This is a genomic window from Rheinheimera baltica DSM 14885, assembly GCF_000425345.1.
In the GTDB taxonomy this organism is placed as follows: Bacteria; Pseudomonadota; Gammaproteobacteria; order Enterobacterales; family Alteromonadaceae; genus Alishewanella; species Alishewanella baltica.
Genome location: NZ_AUDG01000060.1, coordinates 1 through 23,084, shown reverse-complemented (window position 1 = coordinate 23,084; position 23,084 = coordinate 1). Strand labels below are relative to the sequence as shown.

23 protein-coding genes are annotated in these 23,084 nt (G+C 43.5%); 8 read left to right on the top strand and 15 right to left on the bottom strand.

Features of this window, described 5'->3' with window-relative positions:
- Positions 1–290: integrase core domain-containing protein (locus tag H595_RS0116465; protein ID WP_027672187.1), on the top strand; the 290-nt coding region annotated here is incomplete at its 5' end.
- Between the two features lie 11 nt (positions 291–301).
- Here H595_RS0116465 and H595_RS0116460 read toward each other — a convergent pair.
- The 3 genes from H595_RS0116460 to H595_RS0116450 all read right to left on the bottom strand — a co-directional run bounded on the left by H595_RS0116460 (position 302) and on the right by H595_RS0116450 (position 2,624).
- Positions 302–799, bottom strand: a complete 498-nt coding sequence (locus H595_RS0116460; protein WP_027672186.1) for a hypothetical protein — start codon at positions 797–799, stop codon at positions 302–304.
- A complete protein-coding gene (locus tag H595_RS22625) occupies positions 796–2,142 on the bottom strand; it encodes a site-specific integrase (RefSeq protein ID WP_051219955.1) in 1,347 nt (448 codons plus the stop codon). Before H595_RS22625 ends, H595_RS0116460 begins: the two co-directional genes overlap by 4 nt.
- Positions 2,143–2,339: 197 nt before the next feature.
- The gene (locus H595_RS0116450) at positions 2,340–2,624 is read right to left on the bottom strand and encodes a hypothetical protein (protein ID WP_027672185.1); all 285 of its coding nucleotides are present in this window, start codon (positions 2,622–2,624) and stop codon (positions 2,340–2,342) included.
- Positions 2,625–2,799: 175 nt separating this feature from the next.
- Here H595_RS0116450 and H595_RS0116445 point away from each other — a divergent pair, with 175 nt between their 5' ends.
- Positions 2,800–3,321 carry a CIA30 family protein gene (locus H595_RS0116445; protein WP_037055097.1) on the top strand — a complete coding sequence of 174 codons (522 nt, stop codon included), beginning with the start codon at positions 2,800–2,802 and terminating at the stop codon, positions 3,319–3,321.
- A 6-nt stretch (positions 3,322–3,327) separates the two neighbouring features.
- Here the strand turns inward: H595_RS0116445 and H595_RS0116440 are convergent, their stop codons facing one another.
- From H595_RS0116440 to gyrA, 10 genes are all read right to left on the bottom strand, one after another.
- Positions 3,328–5,052, bottom strand: a complete 1,725-nt coding sequence (locus H595_RS0116440; protein WP_027672183.1) for a potassium/proton antiporter — start codon at positions 5,050–5,052, stop codon at positions 3,328–3,330.
- A gap of 18 nt (positions 5,053–5,070) precedes the next feature.
- Positions 5,071–5,775, bottom strand: coding sequence for an orotidine-5'-phosphate decarboxylase (gene pyrF / locus H595_RS0116435; protein WP_027672182.1), 705 nt, complete (start codon positions 5,773–5,775; stop codon positions 5,071–5,073).
- Between the two features lie 14 nt (positions 5,776–5,789).
- Complete coding sequence (locus H595_RS0116430) at positions 5,790–6,926, bottom strand: tetratricopeptide repeat protein (protein WP_027672181.1); 1,137 nt, start codon at positions 6,924–6,926, stop codon at positions 5,790–5,792.
- A gap of 3 nt (positions 6,927–6,929) precedes the next feature.
- Entirely contained in the window at positions 6,930–7,172 is a 243-nt protein-coding gene (locus H595_RS0116425) for a LapA family protein (RefSeq protein ID WP_027672180.1), read from the bottom strand.
- Positions 7,173–7,213: 41 nt separating this feature from the next.
- Positions 7,214–7,498 (bottom strand): integration host factor subunit beta, encoded by a 285-nt coding sequence (ihfB, locus tag H595_RS0116420; RefSeq protein ID WP_027672179.1) that lies wholly within the window; start codon positions 7,496–7,498, stop codon positions 7,214–7,216.
- Positions 7,499–7,562: 64 nt separating this feature from the next.
- Positions 7,563–9,242, bottom strand: a complete 1,680-nt coding sequence (rpsA, locus tag H595_RS0116415) for a 30S ribosomal protein S1 (protein WP_027672178.1) — start codon at positions 9,240–9,242, stop codon at positions 7,563–7,565.
- A 111-nt stretch (positions 9,243–9,353) separates the two neighbouring features.
- Positions 9,354–10,043, bottom strand: coding sequence for a (d)CMP kinase (cmk, locus tag H595_RS0116410; RefSeq protein ID WP_027672177.1), 690 nt, complete (start codon positions 10,041–10,043; stop codon positions 9,354–9,356).
- Between the two features lie 144 nt (positions 10,044–10,187).
- A complete protein-coding gene (gene aroA, locus H595_RS0116405; protein ID WP_027672176.1) occupies positions 10,188–11,468 on the bottom strand; it encodes a 3-phosphoshikimate 1-carboxyvinyltransferase in 1,281 nt (426 codons plus the stop codon).
- Positions 11,465–12,550 (bottom strand): 3-phosphoserine/phosphohydroxythreonine transaminase, encoded by a 1,086-nt coding sequence (serC, locus tag H595_RS0116400; protein WP_420876337.1) that lies wholly within the window; start codon positions 12,548–12,550, stop codon positions 11,465–11,467. The genes aroA and serC overlap by 4 nt, the downstream gene beginning before the upstream one ends.
- 137 nt (positions 12,551–12,687) lie before the next feature.
- Positions 12,688–15,306: a DNA gyrase subunit A gene (gyrA, locus tag H595_RS0116395; RefSeq protein WP_027672174.1), complete on the bottom strand. Its 2,619-nt coding sequence runs from the start codon at positions 15,304–15,306 to the stop codon at positions 12,688–12,690.
- A 189-nt stretch (positions 15,307–15,495) separates the two neighbouring features.
- Here gyrA and ubiG point away from each other — a divergent pair, with 189 nt between their 5' ends.
- The 5 genes from ubiG to H595_RS22620 all read left to right on the top strand — a co-directional run bounded on the left by ubiG (position 15,496) and on the right by H595_RS22620 (position 21,392).
- Positions 15,496–16,221, top strand: coding sequence for a bifunctional 2-polyprenyl-6-hydroxyphenol methylase/3-demethylubiquinol 3-O-methyltransferase UbiG (ubiG, locus tag H595_RS0116390; RefSeq protein WP_027672173.1), 726 nt, complete (start codon positions 15,496–15,498; stop codon positions 16,219–16,221).
- A gap of 340 nt (positions 16,222–16,561) precedes the next feature.
- On the top strand, positions 16,562–18,847 hold the full coding sequence (gene nrdA, locus H595_RS0116380) for a class 1a ribonucleoside-diphosphate reductase subunit alpha (RefSeq protein ID WP_027672172.1): 2,286 nt from the start codon (positions 16,562–16,564) through the stop codon (positions 18,845–18,847).
- Between the two features lie 71 nt (positions 18,848–18,918).
- Entirely contained in the window at positions 18,919–20,049 is a 1,131-nt protein-coding gene (nrdB, locus tag H595_RS0116375) for a class Ia ribonucleoside-diphosphate reductase subunit beta (RefSeq protein ID WP_027672171.1), read from the top strand.
- A 5-nt stretch (positions 20,050–20,054) separates the two neighbouring features.
- Positions 20,055–20,309, top strand: a complete 255-nt coding sequence (gene yfaE / locus H595_RS0116370) for a class I ribonucleotide reductase maintenance protein YfaE (RefSeq protein WP_027672170.1) — start codon at positions 20,055–20,057, stop codon at positions 20,307–20,309.
- Between the two features lie 75 nt (positions 20,310–20,384).
- The gene (locus H595_RS22620; protein WP_051219954.1) at positions 20,385–21,392 is read left to right on the top strand and encodes a tetratricopeptide repeat protein; all 1,008 of its coding nucleotides are present in this window, start codon (positions 20,385–20,387) and stop codon (positions 21,390–21,392) included.
- Between the two features lie 71 nt (positions 21,393–21,463).
- Here the strand turns inward: H595_RS22620 and H595_RS0116360 are convergent, their stop codons facing one another.
- Together H595_RS0116360 and H595_RS0116355 are read right to left on the bottom strand one after the other, a co-directional pair.
- Positions 21,464–22,033, bottom strand: coding sequence for a YceI family protein (locus tag H595_RS0116360; protein WP_027672169.1), 570 nt, complete (start codon positions 22,031–22,033; stop codon positions 21,464–21,466).
- A 15-nt stretch (positions 22,034–22,048) separates the two neighbouring features.
- Complete coding sequence (locus tag H595_RS0116355) at positions 22,049–22,597, bottom strand: cytochrome b (protein WP_027672168.1); 549 nt, start codon at positions 22,595–22,597, stop codon at positions 22,049–22,051.
- 235 nt (positions 22,598–22,832) lie between these two features.
- On the opposite strand from H595_RS0116355, the gene H595_RS22615 reads away from it, so the two are divergent.
- Positions 22,833–23,084: transposase domain-containing protein (locus tag H595_RS22615; protein WP_205623252.1), on the top strand; the 252-nt coding region annotated here is incomplete at its 3' end.

Here is a 23,084-nt window from a genome sequence, read left to right as displayed (position 1 = left end):
AATATATCAGTGCGTTATTGGCTGAGTGGGCTGAAAAACATGATGTTGAACTGAAGTTTATCCAGCCGGGCAACCCACAGCAGAATGCTTATGTGGAGCGGTACAACCGAACTGTTCGCTACGAATGGCTGAACCAATATTTATTCAGCAGTATTGCCGAAGTGCAAGATCATGCGACAGAATGGCTATGGTTTTACAATAATGAACGACCAAACACGGCAATTGGTGGCATACCACCGAAATACAAACAGGCTTTAATAACGCAACCTTCTACTTTTAGCGTCAATTAAAAATGGGTGTATTACCGTGGTAATAGTTCAATTGCAAAATCATAATCACCAGTAAACTCAGGGATGTTATAGGCAATTAATTGCTTTAAAGTGAACAGCACGAGAAAGAATAATGACGCTTCCTCTACGCCTAAACGCTTGCTACCTGGTGGCGATTTCAAATAATCAATGATAGTGGCTGCATCTACGGTTTTGATTTGTCTGAGTAGAATCTTGGTGGCCCACAAATAGTTATCTAACTTTGAGGCTGAATTTCTAGTGCAGTATCTAATACACAAAAATTTAAGAAGTTTTACTGTGGTGGCATCTCCAAAAAATTTCAATTTATAGTTTCTACCAGCAACCGTAATTTGCCATATTGGATCTTCAGTAACGACCAGTTTTGTCTCAAACGAACCAGCATTCATAATTTGAAAACGCGGCGGTAAAGTAAGTTTGTTAATCGCTTCCTGTTGCTCCAGCGAGAACCGAGATGAAGGGAAGTTTTGCTTTCTATGGTATTCTTTCATGAGGTTATCCAACTCATCTCATCATTTAAACCACCGTCTAACGGGTCTGATTGCAGTCGCATTAAATTAGTAAAATTTGCCTTTTCTTGAATAAACCTAGCAGCATATAGGTTAGGTACCTGGCTATCTACTGACCATCCACCTAACTTTCTCAACTCGTCTTTTGCTTCATCCATTATTCCTTTTTCTGTGAATGCTATCCCCGCAAGCTTAGTTGCCCGCAAAATTTCTGCACGTTTCATTTTATATAAAGCTGCCAGCGTATATGTCGCCCAAGTATGCCTAAACATATGTGGTGTCAGGCTGCTGATGTTCTCTAAAAATTGGCCATCAAAATATTCAGGATGTATGTTCTTGAACTGTGATGTAAGAATTCCACACGCGTAATTAATTGATTGATAATCGATAGGTTTGTGTGGCGGGGTGACAGTAACAAAGAGTTTTGCTCCCGAATAATTTACCGCTCTCACATGAGTAATGTAAGTACTAAGGAGTTTGTAGTCAGCAGCTTCAAGATCTAAGACTCTATGGGAGTCTCTTGTTTTTATGCTCAGTGTTTTACGATTATCTTCTTCTGTATTTGTTATAACTAAAGCATAAGTGCCACGAGAAGTCCTCTTAATCGAACTAGTTTCTAGTAGTAATAATTCACCAATTCTTAAACCGTAGTTTATAAGGAGTCTTAAAATTATGTAGTTTCTAAATTGTGTTTCAACTCGTTTGAACGGATTATCAGGATTGTCCTGCTTGTTTGTAGTAGGTCTTAAAATTTTAAATAAATCTTTGATCATCTCAGATGTAAGAGAAGAGTAGGTTTGGTGTGAGATGTTATTTCGTGAGCTTCTACGATAAAAAAAACGAAGATCGTCGCGTTTCTCATTGATACGCTTTGATATGTAACCGTGGATTGTTGCGACTTCAACTGGGCTTAAATCAAGATAACGATTGCTGACAAACTCAGAATTCAGGAAGCTGACAAACTGTAAAACCGCTCGAAGCCTTGTAGCAATAGTTACTGAAATGACTGAGCTTTCGTTAAAAACACAATTTTTTTTTCGGCTTTCTTGAATATAAGCTGAAAATTTATCGAATTCTTCAATGGCTATCTGAGGATTCGTTTTGGCATTCCAAAAAGAGTAGCAAAAGCTGCAGTTAAACCGAGACTGCCAATATTCGTAGAACAGCTTCACTGCTTGAAGTGAAGCTAGTTGAGTGTTTAAAGCTCTTGAAAATAGCTTTGAATATGAAAACAGCAATGGATACAGCAAAGGCATAGATGTGTGAGCATCCACAAGTAACGCTGTCATTTGGTTTTTGTGTTTAACGACTTGAATCGAAAGCATGACGGATCATCTATTAGCCATGTACTTATGAATGAATCTAGAAGCTAAAGATAATCACCGCAAACTTAAGAAGTTAAAAATCTCAACTCACTAATTTTTATGAGTATAGAAATCGATATGAACTTTAAACACACCTATAAGGAATTTAACATAATATACATTATGGGCCATTTAGTGTTAGGTGATGAAGCGTGCTTTTATGGCGCTATTTTCTGTTTTCTTACCCAATCAACATGTTGGCTTATGCTGCTATCTGCTTGTAGCTGCTGCAAACTGTTAAATTGCTTTGCCAGTGTCATTTCATCGTACAGCGTGTGAATACCTTTGTGGCATAACCTACACAGCATTACGCCTTGCTGTAACTGCGCTTTGTCGAAATGCTTTTTATAATACGTTCGCCGGTGCATTTTGCGTGGTATTAAATGATGAAACGTTAATGCGCATTGCCGTTCACACAACTGGCACTGAATTATTTTGCTCATGTAGTTTATCCCGCTAATCAGCGCTTAGCATCCGAGAACTGATTTAGTGTATTTACCGTATACCCAATTTAAATATATGTAGATACCTAATATGAAGATCAGCACTTGTCGGTTTATTGTGTCATTAGTTTTTGCCGTAACCGTTAGCCTTAGTGTATCTGCCAAGGATCTGGAAATGAGTAAACCTGTTCAGCTCGACTTTATTAACAACGACCATTTCAGCCGGCTATTTTTGGTTCATGACACGGTTATGGGCGGACGCTCACAAGGCAGCGTGACTAAAACTGCCGATGGCAATGCGGTGCTGTTTTATGGCGAATTATCGCTGGAAAACAATGGCGGCTTTGCTTCTGTTGAGTTTCGTTTGCAACAAAAGCTGCCAGCAAAAACGTTTACGCAAGTATCGCTAAACGCTGCGGCAGACAATCGCACTTATCAACTACGCTTGAAAACGCCTTATATTCCACAAGGTGTTGCGTATGTGACTGAATTTAATACCACCAGTGAATTGCGCGATTATTACTTTGACAGTGATGCTTTTGAAGGCCGATACCGCGGTCGTAAAATAACTAATCTGCCTGCTCTTAACTTTTACGATATTATTCAGATTAGTGTGATGCTAGCGGACAAAAAAACTGGCCCGTTTCAAATTGAACTTCATCACATAAGCTTTAGTACTGACAATAAGACACAGTAAAGCCGGTTATTGCTCAACCGGCTTAATACCCACCTGTGTTGCTTCGCCTATTTCATTAACCTGACGTACTGTTAGCAGTAAACTGTCCAGTTTTACCTGATCACCTATTACAACCCGGCGGTGGAATCGCTTAGCTATGTATTGGGCTAAGGTCTGTATTTTATCTTCATTACCAAAGTCTATGGTGTAGAAGCCATCTAAATCACTTAGGCTAACTGAGCCATTTAGCACAAAGTCACCAAAGAAGTTGCTGTTTGTCAGAACAGATTTTTCAGCGTCGTTGGCTAAAATTTCACTGATTTTAGTAACATGCATTAGTTTAGCTAACACCATTAAGGTGTCTTTAGCATTAAATACCGGTTTTTTCTCTGGCAGTATCCATTCGCCATCGCGTATTACGCCTAAAAACTGAATAGGCTGCTTAAATTTTAAATCCTGCCAGCTAAGAGCCAGTACCGGTGATGTATCGGTGACTTTAAACGCCAATACTTCCATCACATCGTTACTGGGTACTGCGTCAAGCGGCATGGCTTGATCCGGCGCAAGCTCAGCAGGCACTTCCAGTTTTAGCCAGCGTGCTACAGGCACAATGCTCCAACCTTGTACCACTAGTGAAACAATTACTACAACAAAGGCCACATCGAAATAAAGATGTTCATCTGGCATCCCCGCCAGCCATGGAAATAACGCCAGGATAATGGGTACCGCACCGCGCAGTCCAACCCAGCTGATAAACAGCTGATCACGTGCGGGAAAACGAAACGGAATTAAACTTAAAAATACGGCTATAGGCCTGGCAATAAAGATAAGTACAGCCGCCAGAATTAATGCGGGAACCAGGTGATTCATCAAATTACTTGGCACCACCAATAACCCTAGCATCAAAAACATGCTGATTTGGCTGATCCAGGCTAAACCATCATGCATACGCAGAATATGGATAATTTGCGGCAGCCTGGCATTACCCACTAAATAGCCCATTAAGTAAACCGCTAAAAAACCACTGCCACCAAAGGTGTTGGTTGCAGCATAGATAAAAATACAACTGGCAACGGCCAGTAGCGGGAAAAAAGCGAAACTTAACGGCAGTTTTCTGCATAAAAAGACGAACACACGCCCTGCCCCAAAACCCATAATACCCCCTACAGCCGCTTGCTGTAGAAAGGTTCGACCAACTTCCCAACTTAACGTTTGTCCTTCAGCCAATACGCCAACTAAGGTCAGGGTTAGAATTACCGCCATGGGATCATTACTACCCGACTCTATTTCCAGTGTTGAGGCAACACGGTCTTTAATACGCAGCCCTTGCGACTGAAAAATAGAAAATACCGCTGCGGCATCGGTTGAGCTAAGAATAGCGCCCAACAATAATCCCTGCAGTAGCGTCATATTAAGCAAATAGGCTGCAGCAACGCCGATAATACCGCAAGTGAGCACCACACCGACCGTTGCCAGCATTGATGCCGGTGCTAACGCGACTCTGAACCGTTCTGGATGGGTGCGCATACCACCGTCAAACAAAATGATGACTAACGCAATGGAGCCGATAAAAAATGCAACCTGGGGATTGTTGAATTGAATGCCTACCAGACCTTCTTCACCGGCTAACATACCAATAATAAGGAAAAGTAATAGCATTGGCGCGCCAAGACGCGCCGAAATTAAGGTTGCAATGATGCTGATAATAAAAAGAAAGCCGCCAACTAATATCGCGAGGTTTATACCATCCAACGTGTACCTCCTGATTAATTAAGCGATTGAAATCTCCCGAACTATGTCGTTTAAAGCATCTAATGGCACCGCGGCTTTAGTAATTGGCCGGCCGATAACCATGTAGTCAACGCCTGCTGACAACGCTTGTAATGGCGTCATCACGCGTTTTTGATCATCCTGGCTACTGCTAGCCGGGCGAATGCCTGGTGTTACCAAACAAAATTCTTTACCAAATTGTTGCTTTAATAGTGTAGCTTCCTGAGCGGAACACACCACACCATCAAGCCCGGCATTTTTGGTTAGCGAGGCTAATTTAACCACTTGCTGCTGCGGTGTTAGCATAATACCTAACTCAGTTAAATCGCTTTGCTCCATGCTGGTTAATACAGTTACTGCAATAAGATATGGTTTTTCAATGCCATAGGATACCAAAGATTCACGTGCAGCGTTCATCATTTTGCTACCACCACTAGCATGAACATTTACCATCCATACACCTAAATCGGCGGCAGCTTTAACTGCTTTTGCTACGGTGTTAGGAATATCATGGAATTTTAGATCTAAAAACACATCAAAACCGCGTTGTTGCAATGTGGTGACAAATTGAGGGCCAAAGTGAGTAAACATCTCCTTGCCCACTTTTAAACGACACAAGCTAGGATCAAGCTGACTAACCAAATTTAATGCGCTGGCTTGCTGTTCGAAATCAAGCGCGACAACCACTGGGGTTTGACAAGACATGTATTTTCCTTTAACTAACGACCGTCAATACCACTAATGGGTTCAACCATTTCCCATTGCTGACATGACGGACACAACCAATATTGTTTGCGGGTTTTAAAGCCACAATTGCGACAGCTGTATAACGATTTCTTGTCCAGATAAGCGTTAACCAATTCTTTTACCGAGGATAACACTTCCGCCGCTGGAGCAGACTGCTGCTGGCGGATCTGCAGCAATTGTTGGAATAATCGAATGCTAGGCTGTTGTTTTAACTTATCTAATAAAAACTGTTCAGCGGCGGTAGCTGATCCATGCTCTGCCAGCCAGCTGGCCAATAATACCACAGCGGTAATATTGTGGTGTTTATTAGCAAGTTTACTTAGTAGTTGGTACCACTCTTCGTCAGCTAATTCACACTGTTGTAATAATTGTAGTAAATCAGCGCTCCATTGGGGTTTGTGCTCAACAAGATACAATAAGGCTGATTTAGCCAAAGAGATGTCATGCAACGACAAAGCGAGTTGCGCTAACTCGTACTTTGGCCGAATAGCAGTTGGATAATGCTCTGTAAGCTGCAGCACCTGTTTAGTGTCTAGCTGAGACTGGCTTTTCAGCGCTTCAATTTGCATGTTTGCTTGCGCGATACGTAAAGACTTAGATGTTGTATTGTCTACCGCAGCACTATACTGGCTGGCCTTTTGCCACTCATGGGTTGCAATAAAAATGCTAAACAGTTGTTTAAGCGCAATCTCAGCTAACGCTGGAGACTTTACCAAATCAACCAGCAGTTTTTCAGCGCGATCATACAATCCTGCTGAAAAATAATCTTTTGCCAGCTCGAACTGGATCTGTTGGGCTTGCGGCTTAGGTAGTTTAAGTTGGTGTAGTTTCTCATGAATACGAATGGCTTTATCCCAATCGCCTTTGCGACGGAATAAATTTGCCAATGCCAGATAGGTTTCAATCGTCGCAGCTTCAATATCAAGCAGCTCAAGCAACTGCTCAATAGCCTTGTCTTCTTGATCGGTTAATAAGAAATTTAAACCAGACGATAAATTGCGGGTAATGCTTGCGCGACCCTTAAGTTCTTTGTGCTTGACGCTGTTGCGCCCCATAAACCAACCATAGGCCGCTGCTACCGGTAATAACAAAAACAGCAGCTCTAACATAGGTTAGTTATTGTCCGTTGATTTACGCAGCCAACCCTTTGCCTTGCGTTGTAATGAATACAGCGTTGCCAGTGTTAAACCCAGTACAATGCCCAACAACAGAAACAACACAGCTATATCAACAACTCTAAGCTGAATACTGATTATAAGAAGGTTTAAATCAGCTAATTGCTGATTAATAGAACCGAATAACACCCCTATTACAACCAGGGCTACTATTAATGCGATAAAAAGTAGTCTGCGCAAGGGACACTCCGATTACGCCTGCACACTCAATAAATTGAGGCTCAGGTGTTTGTTTTTACGCGGTCTCGTAATTCTTTACCCGGCTTGAAATGCGGTACATATTTACCGTCTAATTCCACTTTATCACCAGTTTTAGGATTTCGGCCTACACGAGGCGCTCTGTAGTGTAGCGAGAAACTACCGAAACCACGAATTTCGATGCGTTCATTGCCAGCCAGTGACTGTGCCATCTGCTCGAGGATTTCTTTAACTGAAGCTTCAACATCCTTGACCTGAATATGGGGGAAATCAGTAGCTAATTTTTCAATTAATTCAGACTTGGTCATAGACCCTCCGGCAAACCTGCTTAAGGATAAAGCAGGAGGTTTATACCTCCTGCTTTGCTAGCAATTAATCCTGCTTCTGAGCAGCTTTAAATGCTTCGGCCATAGCGTTACCACCAAAATCAGCTTCTTGTTGCTTGCTGTTGACAGTATCCATAGCTTCTTTTTCTTCAGCTTCGAATTTCGCTTTGATTGACAGGCTGATTACGCGGTTTTTGCGATCAACACCCATTAAACGAGCTTCAATTTCTTCGCCTACTTTCAGTACAGTAGTCGCATCTTCAATACGCTCACGCGCGATATCAGATACACGAACATAACCTTCTACAGCACCTTCTAACATAACAGTAGCGCCTTTAGCGTCAACGGCAGTTACTTCACCTTTAACGATAGCACCTTTTTTGTTGTCAGCAAGGTAACCGTTGAACGGGTCTTCATCCAGCTGCTTGATACCTAAAGAAATACGCTCACGCTCTGGGTCAACTTGCAGTACAACAGCGTGTACTTCGTCGCCTTTCTTGAAGTCACGTACGGCTTCTTCGCCAGTTGCGTTCCAAGAAATGTCAGATAAGTGAACCAGACCATCAATACCACCGTCTAAGCCGATGAAGATACCGAAGTCAGTGATTGACTTGATCTTACCGCTTACACGATCGCTCTTATTGAAGCCTTTAGCGAACTCTTCCCACGGATTAGCTTTACACTGTTTCAGGCCTAAAGAAATACGACGACGTTCTTCGTCGATTTCCAGAACCATAACTTCCACAGAGTCACCTAAGTTAACAACTTTAGATGGGTGGATGTTTTTGTTGGTCCAGTCCATTTCTGAAACGTGTACTAAGCCTTCAACGCCTTCTTCGATTTCAACGAAACAGCCGTAATCAGTCAGGTTAGTTACGCGACCAGTGATGCGAGCACCTTCTGGGTAACGTGACGCGATAGCTGCCCACGGATCTTCGCCCATCTGTTTCAGGCCTAAAGAAACGCGCTGCTTTTCGCGATCGAATTTCAGTACTTTAACTGGAATTTCGTCGCCAACATTAACGATTTCGCTTGGGTGCTTAACGCGCTTCCATGCCATATCAGTGATATGCAGTAAGCCGTCTACGCCACCTAAATCTACGAATGCACCGTAGTCAGTCAGGTTCTTAACGATACCTTTAACTTCCATGCCTTCTTCCAGTGTTTCTAACAACTGGTCACGTTCATGGCTGCTTTCTGATTCAATAACCGCACGACGTGAAACAACCACGTTGTTGCGCTTCTGATCCAGCTTGATAACTTTGAACTCAAGTTCTTTGTTTTCCAGGTGCAGAGTGTCACGCACCGGACGTACGTCTACTAATGAACCAGGCAAGAATGCACGAATACCGTCAACTTCAACTGTGAAACCACCTTTAACTTTACCAGTGATAACACCGATAACAGTTTCTTTGTCTTCACAAGCTTTTTCCAGGCGTACCCAGGCTTCGTGACGTTTGGCTTTTTCGCGAGATAACAGAGTTTCACCGAAACCGTCTTCAATCGCATCTAAAGCAACGTCAATGATGTCGCCAACGCTAACTTCGATTTCACCGCTCAAATTTTTGAACTGTTCAACCGGAATAGCAGCTTCTGACTTAAGGCCAGCGTCAACCATGACGACGTCTTTCAGAACGGCTACAACAGTACCTTTAACAATGGCACCCGGACGGGTTTCGATGGACTTGAGGCTTTCCTCAAATAATTGTGCAAAATTTTCAGTCATATTCACTTTTTCAGTTAAGTGCGCCACAGAACATCATGTTCGTATGGGGTTGCTAAATTTACCTGTTTAATTCCATTTAACAGGCTGTCCAAAATGCGGTTTTGGCCTGGTTCACACCACTGCTGGCAGTTTCATGCCGGCGTAGTTCAGTACCTCTTCCAACACTTGTTCAATCGATTTACTGGTCGAATCCAGTCTATAGGCATCGTCAGCCGGTTTTAATGGCGCGGTAGCACGATTCATATCGCGCTCGTCCCTAGCTTGGATATCGCTCAAAAGGTCGCCGATGTTAACATCAAAGCCCTTTTCTTTCAACTCTAAATAGCGCCGTCTGGCGCGCTCTTCCGCCGTGGCGGTTAAAAAGATTTTAACTTCTGCCTGCGGGAAAACGACCGTGCCCATGTCTCGTCCATCCGCCACTAAACCGGGGGCTTCAGCAAAAGCACGTTGGCGGCGTAATAAAGCTTCACGCACACGTGGTAATGAGGCAATTTTGGACGCCAAGGTACCCACTTCTTCGGTACGAATAGTATGAGAGACGTTTTCACCTTCCAGTGTTATACGCACATTGCCTTGCTCATCACTGCTGAACTGCACGTCAAGATGAGCGGCTAGCGGCTGTAACGCGTCTTCATCATCACACGCAATGTGATGGTGCATAGCTGCTAATGCCAGTACGCGGTAAATAGCGCCACTGTCGAGTAATTGCCAGCCTAAGCGCTGAGCTAGCAAACGACAAATTGTGCCTTTGCCTGAACCGCCCGGGCCATCAATGGTAATTACTGCTGCAGAGTGTGGCATCCTACCCCCTTATTACAACTGGTTAATCGGAATTTAAAACGGCGACATTATACAGCTTTTTGCGACAAAATCTGTGTTTAATTACGATAAAGCGAAGGAAAGACGCATAGTTAGAAGGCTACGCGTCTGGAAGCATCAACCTGATTAACAGGCTAATTGCCGGAACAAATCAAAATAATTAGGGAAGGTTTTTGCTGTGCAGTCCGGGTCTTCAATTGTCACCGCCGTGTCACTCAGTGCCACTAGCGAAAAACACATCGCCATACGGTGATCGTTATAGGTAGCAATGCTGGCGTGCGTCAGTGTAGTAGGTGGCGTTACTTTGATATAATCGTGGCCTTCCTCAACCTCAGCACCTACTTTTCTCAGTTCTGTTGCCATAGCAAAAAGCCGGTCGGTCTCTTTAACACGCCAGTTGTAGACATTACGGATCACCGTTGGTCCCTTGGCAAACAGTGCTGTCGTTGCTATCGTCATGGCTGCGTCTGGAATGGCATTATAATCCCTGTCCACACCGTTCAACTGGTTACGCGATACCTTTATATAGTCATCTCCCCATTCTACGTTAGCGCCCATTGCTTCTAAGGCATCAGCAAAATGGATATCACCTTGAACCGCATGTTTGCCAATTCCGGTGACTTTAATGCTACCGCCTTTAATCGCAGCTGCTGCCAGAAAATAGGACGCAGATGAAGCATCGCCCTCTACCAGCCAGTGTCCAGGCGAACAATAATGTTGCTTTCCTTTAACTAAAAACGTCTTGTAATCATGGTTTTCTACGGTCACACCAAAACGCTGCATCAACGCCAACGTAATATCGATATAAGGCTTAGAGACTAACTCACCTACAATCTCTATTTCACTATCGCCTTTTAGTAGTGGCGCCACCATAAGTACAGCGGTTAAAAACTGGCTGGAGATACTGCCATCTATTTGAATTTTGCCACCTTGCAGCGTGCTACCCACAATGTGTAGTGGAGGGTAGCTTTCATCGCCAACATAATGTATATCTGCCTGCCATTGGCGCAATGCATCAACTAAATGCCCAATAGGACGCTCATACATGCGAGGCTCACCGGTAAGAGTCACGTTAACATTTGACGCTGCTAGCGCAGCAGTTAGCGGACGCATCGCTGTGCCAGCGTTACCTAAAAATAGTTCAACGGTTTGAGACTGCTGAAACAATCCGCCTAAACCCTGAACTTCGCACTCAGTTCGGCTTTCTGACAACGCGTAACTAACCCCAAGTGCCGTTAGGGCATTTAGCATATGACGTACGTCGTCGCTGTCGAGTAAATTAGTGATCTTTGTGGTGCCTTTAGCCAAGGCTGCAAGCAACAATACGCGATTTGAAATACTTTTAGAGCCAGGTAAATGCACTTCACCGGATACTTTATTGATAGGGTTTAGTGTTAATGTCTTCATCCGTTTACCCGCTCAAATTCTTGCATAAAACCAACTAACGTTTGTACCCCTTCCAATGGCATGGCGTTATAGATGCTGGCACGCATGCCGCCAACCATACGATGACCTTTTAACGCCAACAGACCATGATGTTCTGCTTGCTCAACGAACATATCGTTTAACCGCTCGTCTGCCAGAAAAAAAGGCACATTCATCCAAGAACGATAAGCGGTATCGACGTCGTTTGAGTAAAAGTCACTTTTATCAATGTAATCATATAAAAAGCTTGCTTTGATTTGGTTACGCGTTGCCATTTCGGTTACGCCACCCTGCTGTTTTAGCCATTTAAACACTAAACCTGCCAAATACCAGGCAAAAGACGGCGGCGTGTTAAACATGCTGTCGTTCTCTGCCGCTAAGCGATAATCTAATACTGATGGAATAATACTTTCTTTTGTAGGTAACAAGTCTTCTCGTACAATTGCCAGCGTTAAACCAGACGGGCCAATGTTTTTTTGTGCTCCGGCATAAATAACACCATAACGACAAACATCAATTGGCCTGGATAAAATGGTTGAGGATAAATCTGCCACTATCGGGCTCTGACTATCAGGTAAGGCTGTAAACTCAATACCGTCAACGGTTTCATTTGGACAACAATGCACATAAGCAGCATTAGGTGTTAATTGCCAATCTTTGGGCGCAATTAAACTGCGGCTACCGTTCGCATCGGTTTGGCGAATATTTTGCACGTTTAGCTGGCCATATTTTGCTGCCTCTTCTACTGCAGACGTTGACCATGCCCCAGAGACGATATAATCCGCTGTTTGGCCTGCTTTCAATAAATTTAATGGCACAGCAGAAAACTGGCCACGGCCACCACCGTGCATAAACAACACTTTGTAGTTGGTTGGGATGTTAAGTAAATCACGTAAGTCTTGTTCAGCTTCTGCTGCGACACGAATAAACGACTTACTTCTATGGCTCATTTCCATAATAGAGCAGCCATGCTGCTGCCAGTTAATAAATTCGTGCTGTGCTTGCGCCATAACGTCTACCGGTAACATTGCCGGACCGGCGCAAAAATTAAATGTGGTCATGATTTACTGCTTGCTCCTGAGTTAGCGTGTTTATTCAACTGGCCTGGTTGTTTTTAAAGCTGCCGGTTTTGTAACCGATCTCAAATTATGGTCACCGTAGAAAGCAAAACGAGCGCATAAGCGCCCGTTTTGTCTGGGTGTTACTCTTCTTCATCCTGTGCTAACTGTGTATCAGTCAATTCAGGATTAGGTGTTTTTTCTGCTTCAGCAGCGGCAAGTTCTTCAAGGTCTTGGATCTCGTCTACCTTGGCTACCCCAACCACTTTTTCATTTTCAGCGGTACGGATCAATATAACGCCCTGGGTATTACGGCCCACTTCAGAAACCTCATTAACACGGGTACGTACTAAAGTGCCCTTGTTAGAAATCATCATGATTTCATCAAGCTCATTTACCTGCACGGCACCAACAACTAAGCCATTACGCTCAGAGACTTTAATGGAGACTACGCCTTGTGTTGCACGGCTTTTCGCTGGGTATTCATTTAATCCGGTACGTTTACCGTAACCATTCTCGGTGACAGTAAGAATTGGGCCTTCGCCTTGCGGAATAATTAGCGATACGACAGAACCACCTTCGCGCAGTTTAATACCGCGAACACCGGTAGCGGTGCGGCCCATGCCACGAACCTGATCTTCAGTGAAGCGCACGACTTTACCATCATCTGAGAACAACATAATTTCGTTATTTCCGTCAGTGATACCAACGCCGATTAACCTATCGCCATCATTCAGATTTACAGCAATAATGCCGTTGGAACGTGGCCGTGAGTATTCTACTAACGACGTTTTCTTAACGGTACCGTTAGCGGTTGCCATAAATACATATTTATCAGCTTCGTATTCACGTACCGGCAGGATAGCATTTATACGCTCTCCTTCTTCCAGCGGTAACAAGTTAACAATAGGCTTACCGCGAGCTGTACGGCTGGCCAGAGGTAACTGATAAACTTTCATCCAATACAGACGACCACGATTAGAGAAACACAGAATCGTATCGTGTGTACTTGCAACCAGCAGCTTGTCGACAAAGTCTTCGTCTTTTACGGTTGTCGCGGCCTTACCTTTACCACCGCGACGTTGCGCTTCGTAATCTGATAACGGCTGGTATTTAGCATAACCCAGGTGCGATAACGTAACGACCACATCTTCTTCCGTTATCAAATCTTCCATGTTGATATCTAACATGTTGTCTTGAATATCGGTGCGCCGTGCATCACCATACTGTGTTTTAATGGCTTCTAACTCTTCGCAAATCACTTCCATTAAACGTTCCGGGCTGCCCAGAATAAATAACAATTCAGCAATCAGCTCTAACAGCTGTTTGTATTCGTCCAGAATTTTTTCATGTTCCAGACCCGTTAACTTGTGTAAGCGTAAATCAAGGATGGCTTGTGCTTGTTGTTCAGTGAGGAAATATAAACCATCACGAATACCGAAGTGTTCTTCAAGCCACTCTGGCCTTGCAGCATCCTGGCCTGCCCGCTCAAGCATTGCACTTACATCACCCAGCTTCCAGCCGCGCTGAACAAGGCCAGCTTTGGCTTCTGCCGGGCTGGCAGAGGTTTTAACCAGTTCGATAATTTCATCGATATTCGCCAGTGCGATGGCTAAACCTTCCAAAATATGAGCACGGTCACGGGCTTTACGTAAATCGTATACGGTGCGACGCGTAACAACTTCACGACGGTGCAGCACAAAACACTGCAGCATTTCTTTTAGGCTTAGTAGTTTAGGCTGACCTTGATCCAGTGCCACCATATTAATACCAAACACGGTTTGCATTTGCGTGTTGGTATAAAGTTGGTTAAGCATCACATCCGTAGACTCACCGCGCTTAAGCTCGATAACAATGCGCATACCGTCTTTATCAGACTCGTCACGCAGTGCAGAAATACCTTCAATACGTTTTTCTTTGACCAGCTCGGCAATTTTTTCAATTAAACGGGCTTTATTAACCTGGTACGGAATTTCATTAACAATAATAGCTTCGCGGCCAGTTTTTTCGTCGGTCTCAACCATGGTTTGAGCGCGGATATACACCTTACCACGGCCAGTACGGTACGCTTCTTCAATCCCTTTTCGGCCGTTAATAATAGCGGCGGTAGGGAAATCTGGCCCAGGGATATATTGCATCAATTCATGCAATTCGATATCAGGGTTAGCAATTAAAGCTAAGCAACCGTCGATGACTTCGGTTAAGTTGTGTGGTGGAATATTGGTTGCCATACCAACAGCAATACCACTTGAACCGTTAACTAACAGGTTTGGTAGCTTGGTTGGCATAACAGCCGGAATTTGTTCAGTGCCATCATAATTTGGCACAAAATCTACGGTTTCTTTATCTAAATCGGCTAGCAATTCGTGCGCAATACGCGCCATCCGTACTTCGGTATAACGCATTGCGGCCGCTGAATCGCCGTCAATTGAACCGAAGTTACCTTGCCCATCAACCAACATATAACGCAGAGAGAAAGGCTGAGCCATACGCACTATCGTGTCGTACACTGCGCTATCGCCGTGCGGATGGTATTTACCAATAACATCCCCTACCACACGGGCAGATTTTTTATAGGCTTTGTTCCAGTCGTTGCCAAGTTCCTTCATCGCGAACAGCACGCGGCGATGCACCGGCTTAAGACCATCTCTTACGTCTGGTAAGGCGCGGCCAACAATGACACTCATTGCGTAATCGAGGTACGAATTCTTTAATTCGTCCTCAATATTAATAGGAACTATTTCTCTGGCCAGATCTGTCATAAAACGCTATTTTCCCTTTAAATCAAATAGATAACTCGCTTTTGTCGATGTTATAAAGCGCGAGACAACGCAAGATTCTATCACAGAAAATCACGCTTGCCATGCCTGAAATGCATAGCAAATTAACCCGTAGCATTGCTCTAACAGATCAAGGCTTTATAATGCACGCAAAAACGTGAGGCATCTGATATGACAACACAAGCAAAAGTGAATACAACCAATGTTGATCCAGGCGAAATTGCTAAGTTTAACGATATCGCCTCTCGTTGGTGGGATCCTGCCGGCGAATTTAAACCGCTGCATTTATTAAACCCGGTTCGGTTAACCTACATTAGCGACGAAATACAGGGCCTGTTCGGCAAAACGGTGGTTGATATTGGCTGTGGAGGCGGTATTTTAGCGGAAAGTATGGCTCGTTGTGGTGCAGTGGTAACTGGTCTTGATATGGCCTTAGATTCATTAAATGTTGCCCGTTTACATGCACTGGAAGCCGGTGTAGAGGTAAATTATCAGCAGACAACAGCGGAAGAATATAGCCAACGCTTCGCGGCGCAATACGATGTTGTCACCTGTATGGAGATGCTGGAACATGTTCCCGAACCAATGTCTGTTATTCAGGCATGTGCAGATTTAGCTAAGCCTGGTGCGACTTTGTTTTTTTCAACGTTAAATAAAACCTGGAAAGCGTATTTATTAGCAATAGTCGGCGCTGAGCATATTATGAAGCTGGTACCTAAAGGCACACACGAATTTAATAAATTTATCCGGCCTTCTGAGCTAATGCGCTACCTTGAGCAAGCAGGTTTAGAAATTACCGCCGCCACAGGGCTACATTTTAACCCCGTCAATAACAGTTTTAAAACCGGGCCCGGCGTAGATGTTAATTATATTGTGGTGGCAAAAAAACCAGCTTAATTTAAACGACTGGTTAAGTCTTTTACCTTATAAATAGCTTCACGCTATAAAAAATAAATTGATAGAACAAATAAATTTATCTGGAAAAAAAGCTTGCTTCGCGCAAGCTTTTCTCAGCACACTACTGCCAAGGTTAGCAGCTACTAACAGCAAGTTTAACCGGCTTTTTTTCACTCACGTCAAGCCTTGCAAAATAATCAGATCCACACTATCTTGTGATCACTTTATAAAAAGCACCTATATGTTGTGTAATTAAGCAACAATAGCTGCTGGTTAAATGGCCGTGCGCTACATGGCTCATAATCAGTATTAACAACAACCGAAACGGAAATCTGCAGCAATGACTCAATCTCTTTTCGTCACTAAACGTGATGGCCGCCGCGAACCATTAGACCTGGATAAAATTCATCGTGTTATTACCTGGGCGGCCGAAGGTCTATCACATGTTTCGGTGTCTCAGGTTGAGCTAAAGTCACATATTCAGTTTTATGACGGCATAAAATCGGAAGATATTCATGAGACAATTATTAAAGCTGCGGCTGACTTAATTTCAAAAGACAGCCCTGATTATCAGTATCTCGCAGCGCGCCTTGCCGTTTTTCATTTGCGTAAAAAAGCCTACGGCCAGTTTGAACCACCGCACTTGTATGATCATGTGGTTAAAATGGTTGAAAGCAATCGTTATGACCAGCATATTTTGGCTGATTACAATCGTGAAGAACTGCAGCAGATGAACGATTTTATTGACCATAGCCGGGATTTAAATTTCAGCTACGCCGCAGTCAAACAACTGGAAGGCAAGTATTTAGTACAAAACCGCGTCACAGGCGTAATTTATGAAAGCGCACAGTTTTTGTACATGCTGGTTGCAGCCTGTTTGTTTGCCAATTATCCCAAAGCAAACCGCTTAACTTATGTTCGCCGCTTCTACGATGCATGTTCACTATTTAAGTTATCTTTACCCACACCTATCATGTCGGGCGTGCGCACCCCTACCCGTCAGTTTAGCTCTTGCGTATTGATTGAATGTGGTGACAGCTTAGATTCGATAAATGCCACCTCCAGTGCCATTGTTAAATATGTCAGCCAGCGCGCCGGTATTGGTATTAATGCTGGACGTATTCGTGCTATGGGTAGCCCAATTCGTAATGGTGAAGCATTCCATACTGGCTGTATCCCATTTTATAAACACTTTCAAACCGCTGTAAAAAGCTGTTCGCAAGGTGGCGTTCGTGGTGGTGCTGCAACCCTGTTCTATCCACTTTGGCATTTAGAAGTAGAGTCGTTGCTGGTATTAAAAAATAACCGTGGTGTGGAAGAAAACCGGGTTAGGCACTTAGATTACGGCGTCCAATTTAACCGCTTAATGTATACCCGCTTAATTAAAGACGACTACATCACGTTGTTCAGCCCATCTGATGTACCTGGTTTATACGATGCGTTCTTCGAAGATCAGGAAAAGTTTGAGCAGCTATACGTAAAATACGAAGCTGATAACAGCATCCGTAAGAAGCGTTTAAAAGCGTTAGAATTATTTACTTTATTTATGCAAGAACGTGCCAGCACCGGCCGTATTTACTTACAGAATGTAGACCACTGCAATACGCACAGTCCGTTTAACCCCAAATTTGCCCCAGTGCGCCAGAGCAATTTATGTTTAGAAATCGCTCTGCCAACAAAGCCATTAAAACATGTCAATGATCCAGACGGTGAAATTGCCCTGTGCACCCTGTCAGCTTTTAACCTGGGGGCGATTGAAGATCTTAGCGAATTAGAAGAATTAGCTGAGCTGGCGGTAAGGTCATTAGATAGCCTGTTGGATTATCAGGATTACCCTATTCCTGCAGCATTCCATGCGTCAATTAACCGCCGAACCCTCGGTGTTGGCGTCATCAATTATGCTTACTATTTAGCTAAGAACGGGGTTAAGTACTCAGATGGTTCAGCTAATGGCTTAACACATCGCACCTTCGAAGCTATTCAGTATTATTTATTGAAAGCGTCGAATAAATTGGCTCAGGAATTTGGTGCTTGTCCAAAATTTAATGAAACCACTTATGCCGAAGGCATACTGCCAATTGATACGTACAAGAAAGACTTGGACAAAGTCTGTAGTGAGCCATTGCTGTTAGACTGGGAGCAACTACGTAAAGATATTCTGAATCATGGTCTGCGTAATTCGACCTTATCAGCATTAATGCCGTCTGAAACGTCGTCACAAATATCTAATGCGACAAATGGTATTGAGCCACCACGTGGTCATATCAGCGTAAAAGCCAGCAAAGACGGTATATTGAAACAGGTTGTACCTGAATACGAGAGATTAAAAGATCAGTACGAATTACTTTGGAATATCCCCAATAACAGTGGTTATATTGCCTTGGTCGCTATTATGCAGAAATTTATCGATCAGACCATTTCCGCGAACACTAACTACGATCCAAATAAGTTTGATGGCGGCAAAGTGCCAATGAAACTGTTGTTACAGGACTTGCTGTCAGCTTACAAACTGGGTGTAAAAACAATGTATTACCACAACACCCGTGATGGCGCATCCGACATTCAGGAGGATATTAAGCCAGAGCCGGAAGATGACGGCTGTGCTGGTGGCGCGTGTAAAATTTAACTTTTGAGTAAACGGACTGCTTAGGTAGTCCGTACTTTGTATTGAACCCCCAGTTAGGACGATAAGTGGCAATGGCGTACACAACTTTCAACCGCATAATGAATGATCAGATGAAAGAGCCGATGTTTTTCGGTAATCCGGTAAACGTTTCACGCTATGATCAGCAAAAATACGGTATCTTCGAAAAACTGATTGAAAAACAATTGAGTTTTTTCTGGCGCCCGGAAGAGGTTGACGTTAGCAAAGACAGGATTGACTACCAAAACCTTCCGGATCATGAAAAACACATATTTATCAGTAATCTGAAATACCAGACCTTATTGGATTCTGTCCAAGGCCGTTCACCCAATGTGGCGTTTTTGCCAATAGTATCTTTACCTGAACTAGAAACATGGATAGAAACCTGGGCCTTTAGTGAAACCATACACAGCCGCAGCTATACCCATATAGTACGCAACATTAGCGCCGAACCCCATAAAGTGTTCGACGACATTATGCTGAATGAAAAAATACTACAACGCGCTGAAGATGTAACCCGCTATTATGACCATCTGATTGATGGCATTAATTTATATCAGCGCTGTGGTGAAGGTACTCATACCATTAATGGTAATAGTGAAACCATTAGTCTTTATGAGTTAAAGCGCCGCTTGTACCTGTGTGTTATGTCGGTAAACGTGCTTGAAGCTATCCGGTTTTATGTTAGTTTTGCCTGCAGTTTTGCCTTTGCCGAACGCGAACTAATGGAAGGTAACGCCAAAATTATCCGGCTTATTGCCCGCGATGAAGCATTACATCTTACCGGCACCCAGCACATGCTAAATATTATGGCCGCAGGCGATGATGATCCAGACATGGCAATAATCGCCAAAGAATGCGAAGAAGAAGCTTACGCCATTTTCCGCAAAGCAGCAGAGCAAGAAAAAGACTGGGCAGAGTTTTTGTTTAAGGACGGCTCTATGATTGGTTTGAACAAAGACATTCTTTGCCAATATGTAGAGTATATTTCAAACAGCCGTATGCAAGCTATTGGTTTAAAGGCTATCTTCTCAACCACACAAAATCCTATTCCGTGGATCAATACCTGGTTGGTTTCTGACAACGTACAGGTTGCCCCGCAAGAAGCTGAAATTAGTTCTTACCTGGTTGGGCAGATTGATAATGAAGTTGACGGTGGCGATTTCGGTGATTTCGATCTGTAAGCCAAATGCCTACTGTTAAAGTAAGCGCTGATGTGGCCATTAATTTTGATGGCCAAGCCAGAACGCTGCTCGACGCACTAGAACAACAACGGTTACAGGTCAATTTTCATTGTCGTGAAGGTTACTGTGGTGCATGTCGTTGTAAGCTTTTACGCGGAGAAATTCGTTACATCAATGAACCCCTGGCTTTTGTTCGGCAAGGCGAGTTCTTGCCATGCTGCAGTATTCCTGTAAACGATATTGAAATTGAAATCCCGTGATTGTGTGGTATTTTTACTGCATTTGCTGCAGACTACGGTACGTGTATTGTGCATTGATCTTGAAGGAGATCATTGATGAAGGCCCTGTTGTTGCTCGTTGCATCCAGTTTACCGTCGGCAGACTTCTCCCATTATGAGCAATTGTTAGCCAAGTCGCAGTTTTCTGAGCTTGAACATCAGTTGGTCAAGCTGCCCGATTATAAACAACACGATAACTTACTGGTTGTCTATGCTAAGGCTCTGATTAGTTTGCAACGTTTGGAAGACGCTAATGACTTACTCAACTTCGCTGTTGAACAGTTTCCGCAAAATGTTGAATTAAACTATCTTGCAGGATTAAGCAAAATTCGTTTGGCAAGCAATGGCAATGTGTTTGCAGCAAAAGATCGCGCGCTTCGCGGCGTGGCGTTATTGCAAAATGCTGTTAATTTAAACCCGCAGTATTTTGCTGCACGTCAGGCATTAATAGATTTTTACAGTATTGCACCAGCCGCTGCAGGTGGTGACAAAGCACTTGCTGAAGCCATGACAGAGCAACTTGCCAAAGAAAATCCGGCACAAGCCTTGTTAGCCAGATCGCGTATTTTACTTAATGACAAAAAACCTACAGAGGCACTTGAACTATTAAACAGCATGATGCCTAACCCACCAACGGCGCGCTTACTCGCACGTAAAGCTCAAATTGAAAATGAATTAGGCGTGCATGCACAAGCATTTAAAAGCTATACGTTAGCAGCTCAATACGCTACCGATGCAACTGACAAATATAATGCACTTTACCATATAGGCCGCTTGGCGGTAATCGCCGATCAAGATGCTGATGAAGGGATTAAGGCGTTACAACAATATCTGGCATTTTACAAAGACAGTGAAAACAGAAGCCTGTATTGGGCAACATTACGCTTAGCACAACTGATGTATCGTACCGGTGATACTTTTGAGGCCACATTGCTTGTCAGCCAACTGACCAACGTGCAAGTAGAAGACGAAGAATTTAATCTTATTTTGGTAAGTTTGCTCAGTGCCTTAAAGCCGAAAGAACCTGTGCCAATACCTATATCGACAACAAACAATAGCAATTAAACATCAGTCTAAAACAGCAGGAGTGCTGCATTTTTGTATTAGCATCTCCTGCTGATGAGTGATGCTGAGGCCTACTTGCGGATCCCCTCAACGCTTAACTCCATTTGTACTGTTACCGAAGCAGGGCCTAAATCCATACTGATAGCAAAGTCTTTCAACGTTAACGTTGTAGTACCTGAAAATCCAGCACGATAACCCCCCCAGGGATCTTTGCCTTCACCCGTTTTTTCTGCAGCAATAACGACTTCTTTTGTCACACCATTGAGGGTGAGGTTGCCATAAAGGTCGAAGTTATTGTTATCTCTCTCAACAACTTTAGTGCTAACGAAAGTGGCTTTAGGGTGTTTGCCAACATTAAGAAAGTCAGCACTTCGTAAGTGTTTATCACGCTCAGCATGATTTGAATCAACGCTACTGGTATCTATCGTTAACTGAATTTTTGACTCGGCTAGCTTTGCCGCGTCATAGCTAAAGTCACCAGAAAAAGTATTAAAGCGGCCATAAAGCCAGCTATAACCTAAATGGCTAATTTTGAACTGTACAAATGCGTGTGCGCCTTGAGTATCAATAACATAGTCTGCAGCCTGTGCTGGCAATGTCATTAATGCAGCCAATGAGGCAGCGAGGAAAAGTTTCTTCATATTACTCTCCAAATTTTAAGGTTTACGCCCAAACATACGTCTGAGTGTATTGTCTTTATCAACAAAGTGATGTTTTAACGCTGCAGCACCATGCAACAATGTCAGCGCGATTAAGCTGTAAGCAACGTATTCGTGCACTAAGCCCGCAGTGTCAGCCTGATTATCAAACAAGGCCCCTGCTGCGGGTACATCAAACCAACCAAATACACTTATTGGCCTGCCGTCTTCTGTAGAAATCAGATAACCACTTATAAAGAGTGTCACCATACCGATATACAGCAAACCTTGCACAACAGATGAAATCTGTTTTTCCCAACGTTTATGCGTTGTTACTGCATTTGGCGGCGGACTAAAGTAACGCCAGGCCAAACGAAGGCAAATTGTTATGGCCAACAAAATACCAATACTCTTATGCCAGTATGGTGCAGTTCGATACCATTGGCTGTAATAGGTCAGATCAACCATCCAGAAACCAACCGCAAATAAGCCTAACACTGCTAAAGCGGTTATCCAGTGCAGTACAATACTTATTAGCCCATAACGCGATACGTCATTTTTCCACATGGTTTACTCCTTTCATTTACTAAGGATATAGCAATTTTGTGAAACTAAAATCGCAATTTTTGCCGACAAACATTCTAAATAATAGAATGGATGGTTAACGACAAACCATTTAATACCATAAAAAAAACCAGCATTATGCTTAATGCCGATCAGTTAAGAAATATTTTCCTGATCGGTTGACCGATCCTGTGTAGATGTAAGAATCCGATGAGCCATTAAGCCATCGGATTTTTTTATGGAACTGTCAGAAGCATTAGCACGCACGTCAATCAACCGCCTTACCGAATTTGCATCGCTGTCCGATGTTCTGGAACCCGATATTATCCAGTCTTGCCTGGCTTCCAACGGCGTTGCCACCTTGCGCAAACGCAAACTCCCCATGGATGCCATGATTTGGGCGGTGATAGGGATGTCGCTCTTTCGCACTGAATCGGTACGTCAGTTAATTAATAAGTTGGATATTGTGTTGCCGCAGGACGTGGATTAC

What these genes read in the sequence shown, in the direction of transcription:
- H595_RS0116460 (WP_027672186.1), bottom strand. Translation starts at nt 799, where the DNA reads ATGAAAGAATACCATAGAAAGCAAAACTTCCCTTCATCTCGGTTCTCG.
- H595_RS22625 (WP_051219955.1), bottom strand. Translation starts at nt 2,142, where the DNA reads ATGCTTTCGATTCAAGTCGTTAAACACAAAAACCAAATGACAGCGTTA.
- H595_RS0116450 (WP_027672185.1), bottom strand. Translation starts at nt 2,624, where the DNA reads ATGAGCAAAATAATTCAGTGCCAGTTGTGTGAACGGCAATGCGCATTA.
- H595_RS0116445 (WP_037055097.1), top strand. Translation starts at nt 2,800, where the DNA reads ATGAGTAAACCTGTTCAGCTCGACTTTATTAACAACGACCATTTCAGC.
- pyrF (WP_027672182.1), bottom strand. Translation starts at nt 5,775, where the DNA reads ATGTCTTGTCAAACCCCAGTGGTTGTCGCGCTTGATTTCGAACAGCAA.
- H595_RS0116430 (WP_027672181.1), bottom strand. Translation starts at nt 6,926, where the DNA reads ATGTTAGAGCTGCTGTTTTTGTTATTACCGGTAGCAGCGGCCTATGGT.
- ihfB (WP_027672179.1), bottom strand. Translation starts at nt 7,498, where the DNA reads ATGACCAAGTCTGAATTAATTGAAAAATTAGCTACTGATTTCCCCCAT.
- rpsA (WP_027672178.1), bottom strand. Translation starts at nt 9,242, where the DNA reads ATGACTGAAAATTTTGCACAATTATTTGAGGAAAGCCTCAAGTCCATC.
- cmk (WP_027672177.1), bottom strand. Translation starts at nt 10,043, where the DNA reads ATGCCACACTCTGCAGCAGTAATTACCATTGATGGCCCGGGCGGTTCA.
- aroA (WP_027672176.1), bottom strand. Translation starts at nt 11,468, where the DNA reads ATGAAGACATTAACACTAAACCCTATCAATAAAGTATCCGGTGAAGTG.
- gyrA (WP_027672174.1), bottom strand. Translation starts at nt 15,306, where the DNA reads ATGACAGATCTGGCCAGAGAAATAGTTCCTATTAATATTGAGGACGAA.
- ubiG (WP_027672173.1), top strand. Translation starts at nt 15,496, where the DNA reads ATGACAACACAAGCAAAAGTGAATACAACCAATGTTGATCCAGGCGAA.
- nrdA (WP_027672172.1), top strand. Translation starts at nt 16,562, where the DNA reads ATGACTCAATCTCTTTTCGTCACTAAACGTGATGGCCGCCGCGAACCA.
- nrdB (WP_027672171.1), top strand. Translation starts at nt 18,919, where the DNA reads ATGGCGTACACAACTTTCAACCGCATAATGAATGATCAGATGAAAGAG.
- yfaE (WP_027672170.1), top strand. Translation starts at nt 20,055, where the DNA reads ATGCCTACTGTTAAAGTAAGCGCTGATGTGGCCATTAATTTTGATGGC.
- H595_RS22620 (WP_051219954.1), top strand. Translation starts at nt 20,385, where the DNA reads ATGAAGGCCCTGTTGTTGCTCGTTGCATCCAGTTTACCGTCGGCAGAC.
- H595_RS0116360 (WP_027672169.1), bottom strand. Translation starts at nt 22,033, where the DNA reads ATGAAGAAACTTTTCCTCGCTGCCTCATTGGCTGCATTAATGACATTG.
- H595_RS0116355 (WP_027672168.1), bottom strand. Translation starts at nt 22,597, where the DNA reads ATGTGGAAAAATGACGTATCGCGTTATGGGCTAATAAGTATTGTACTG.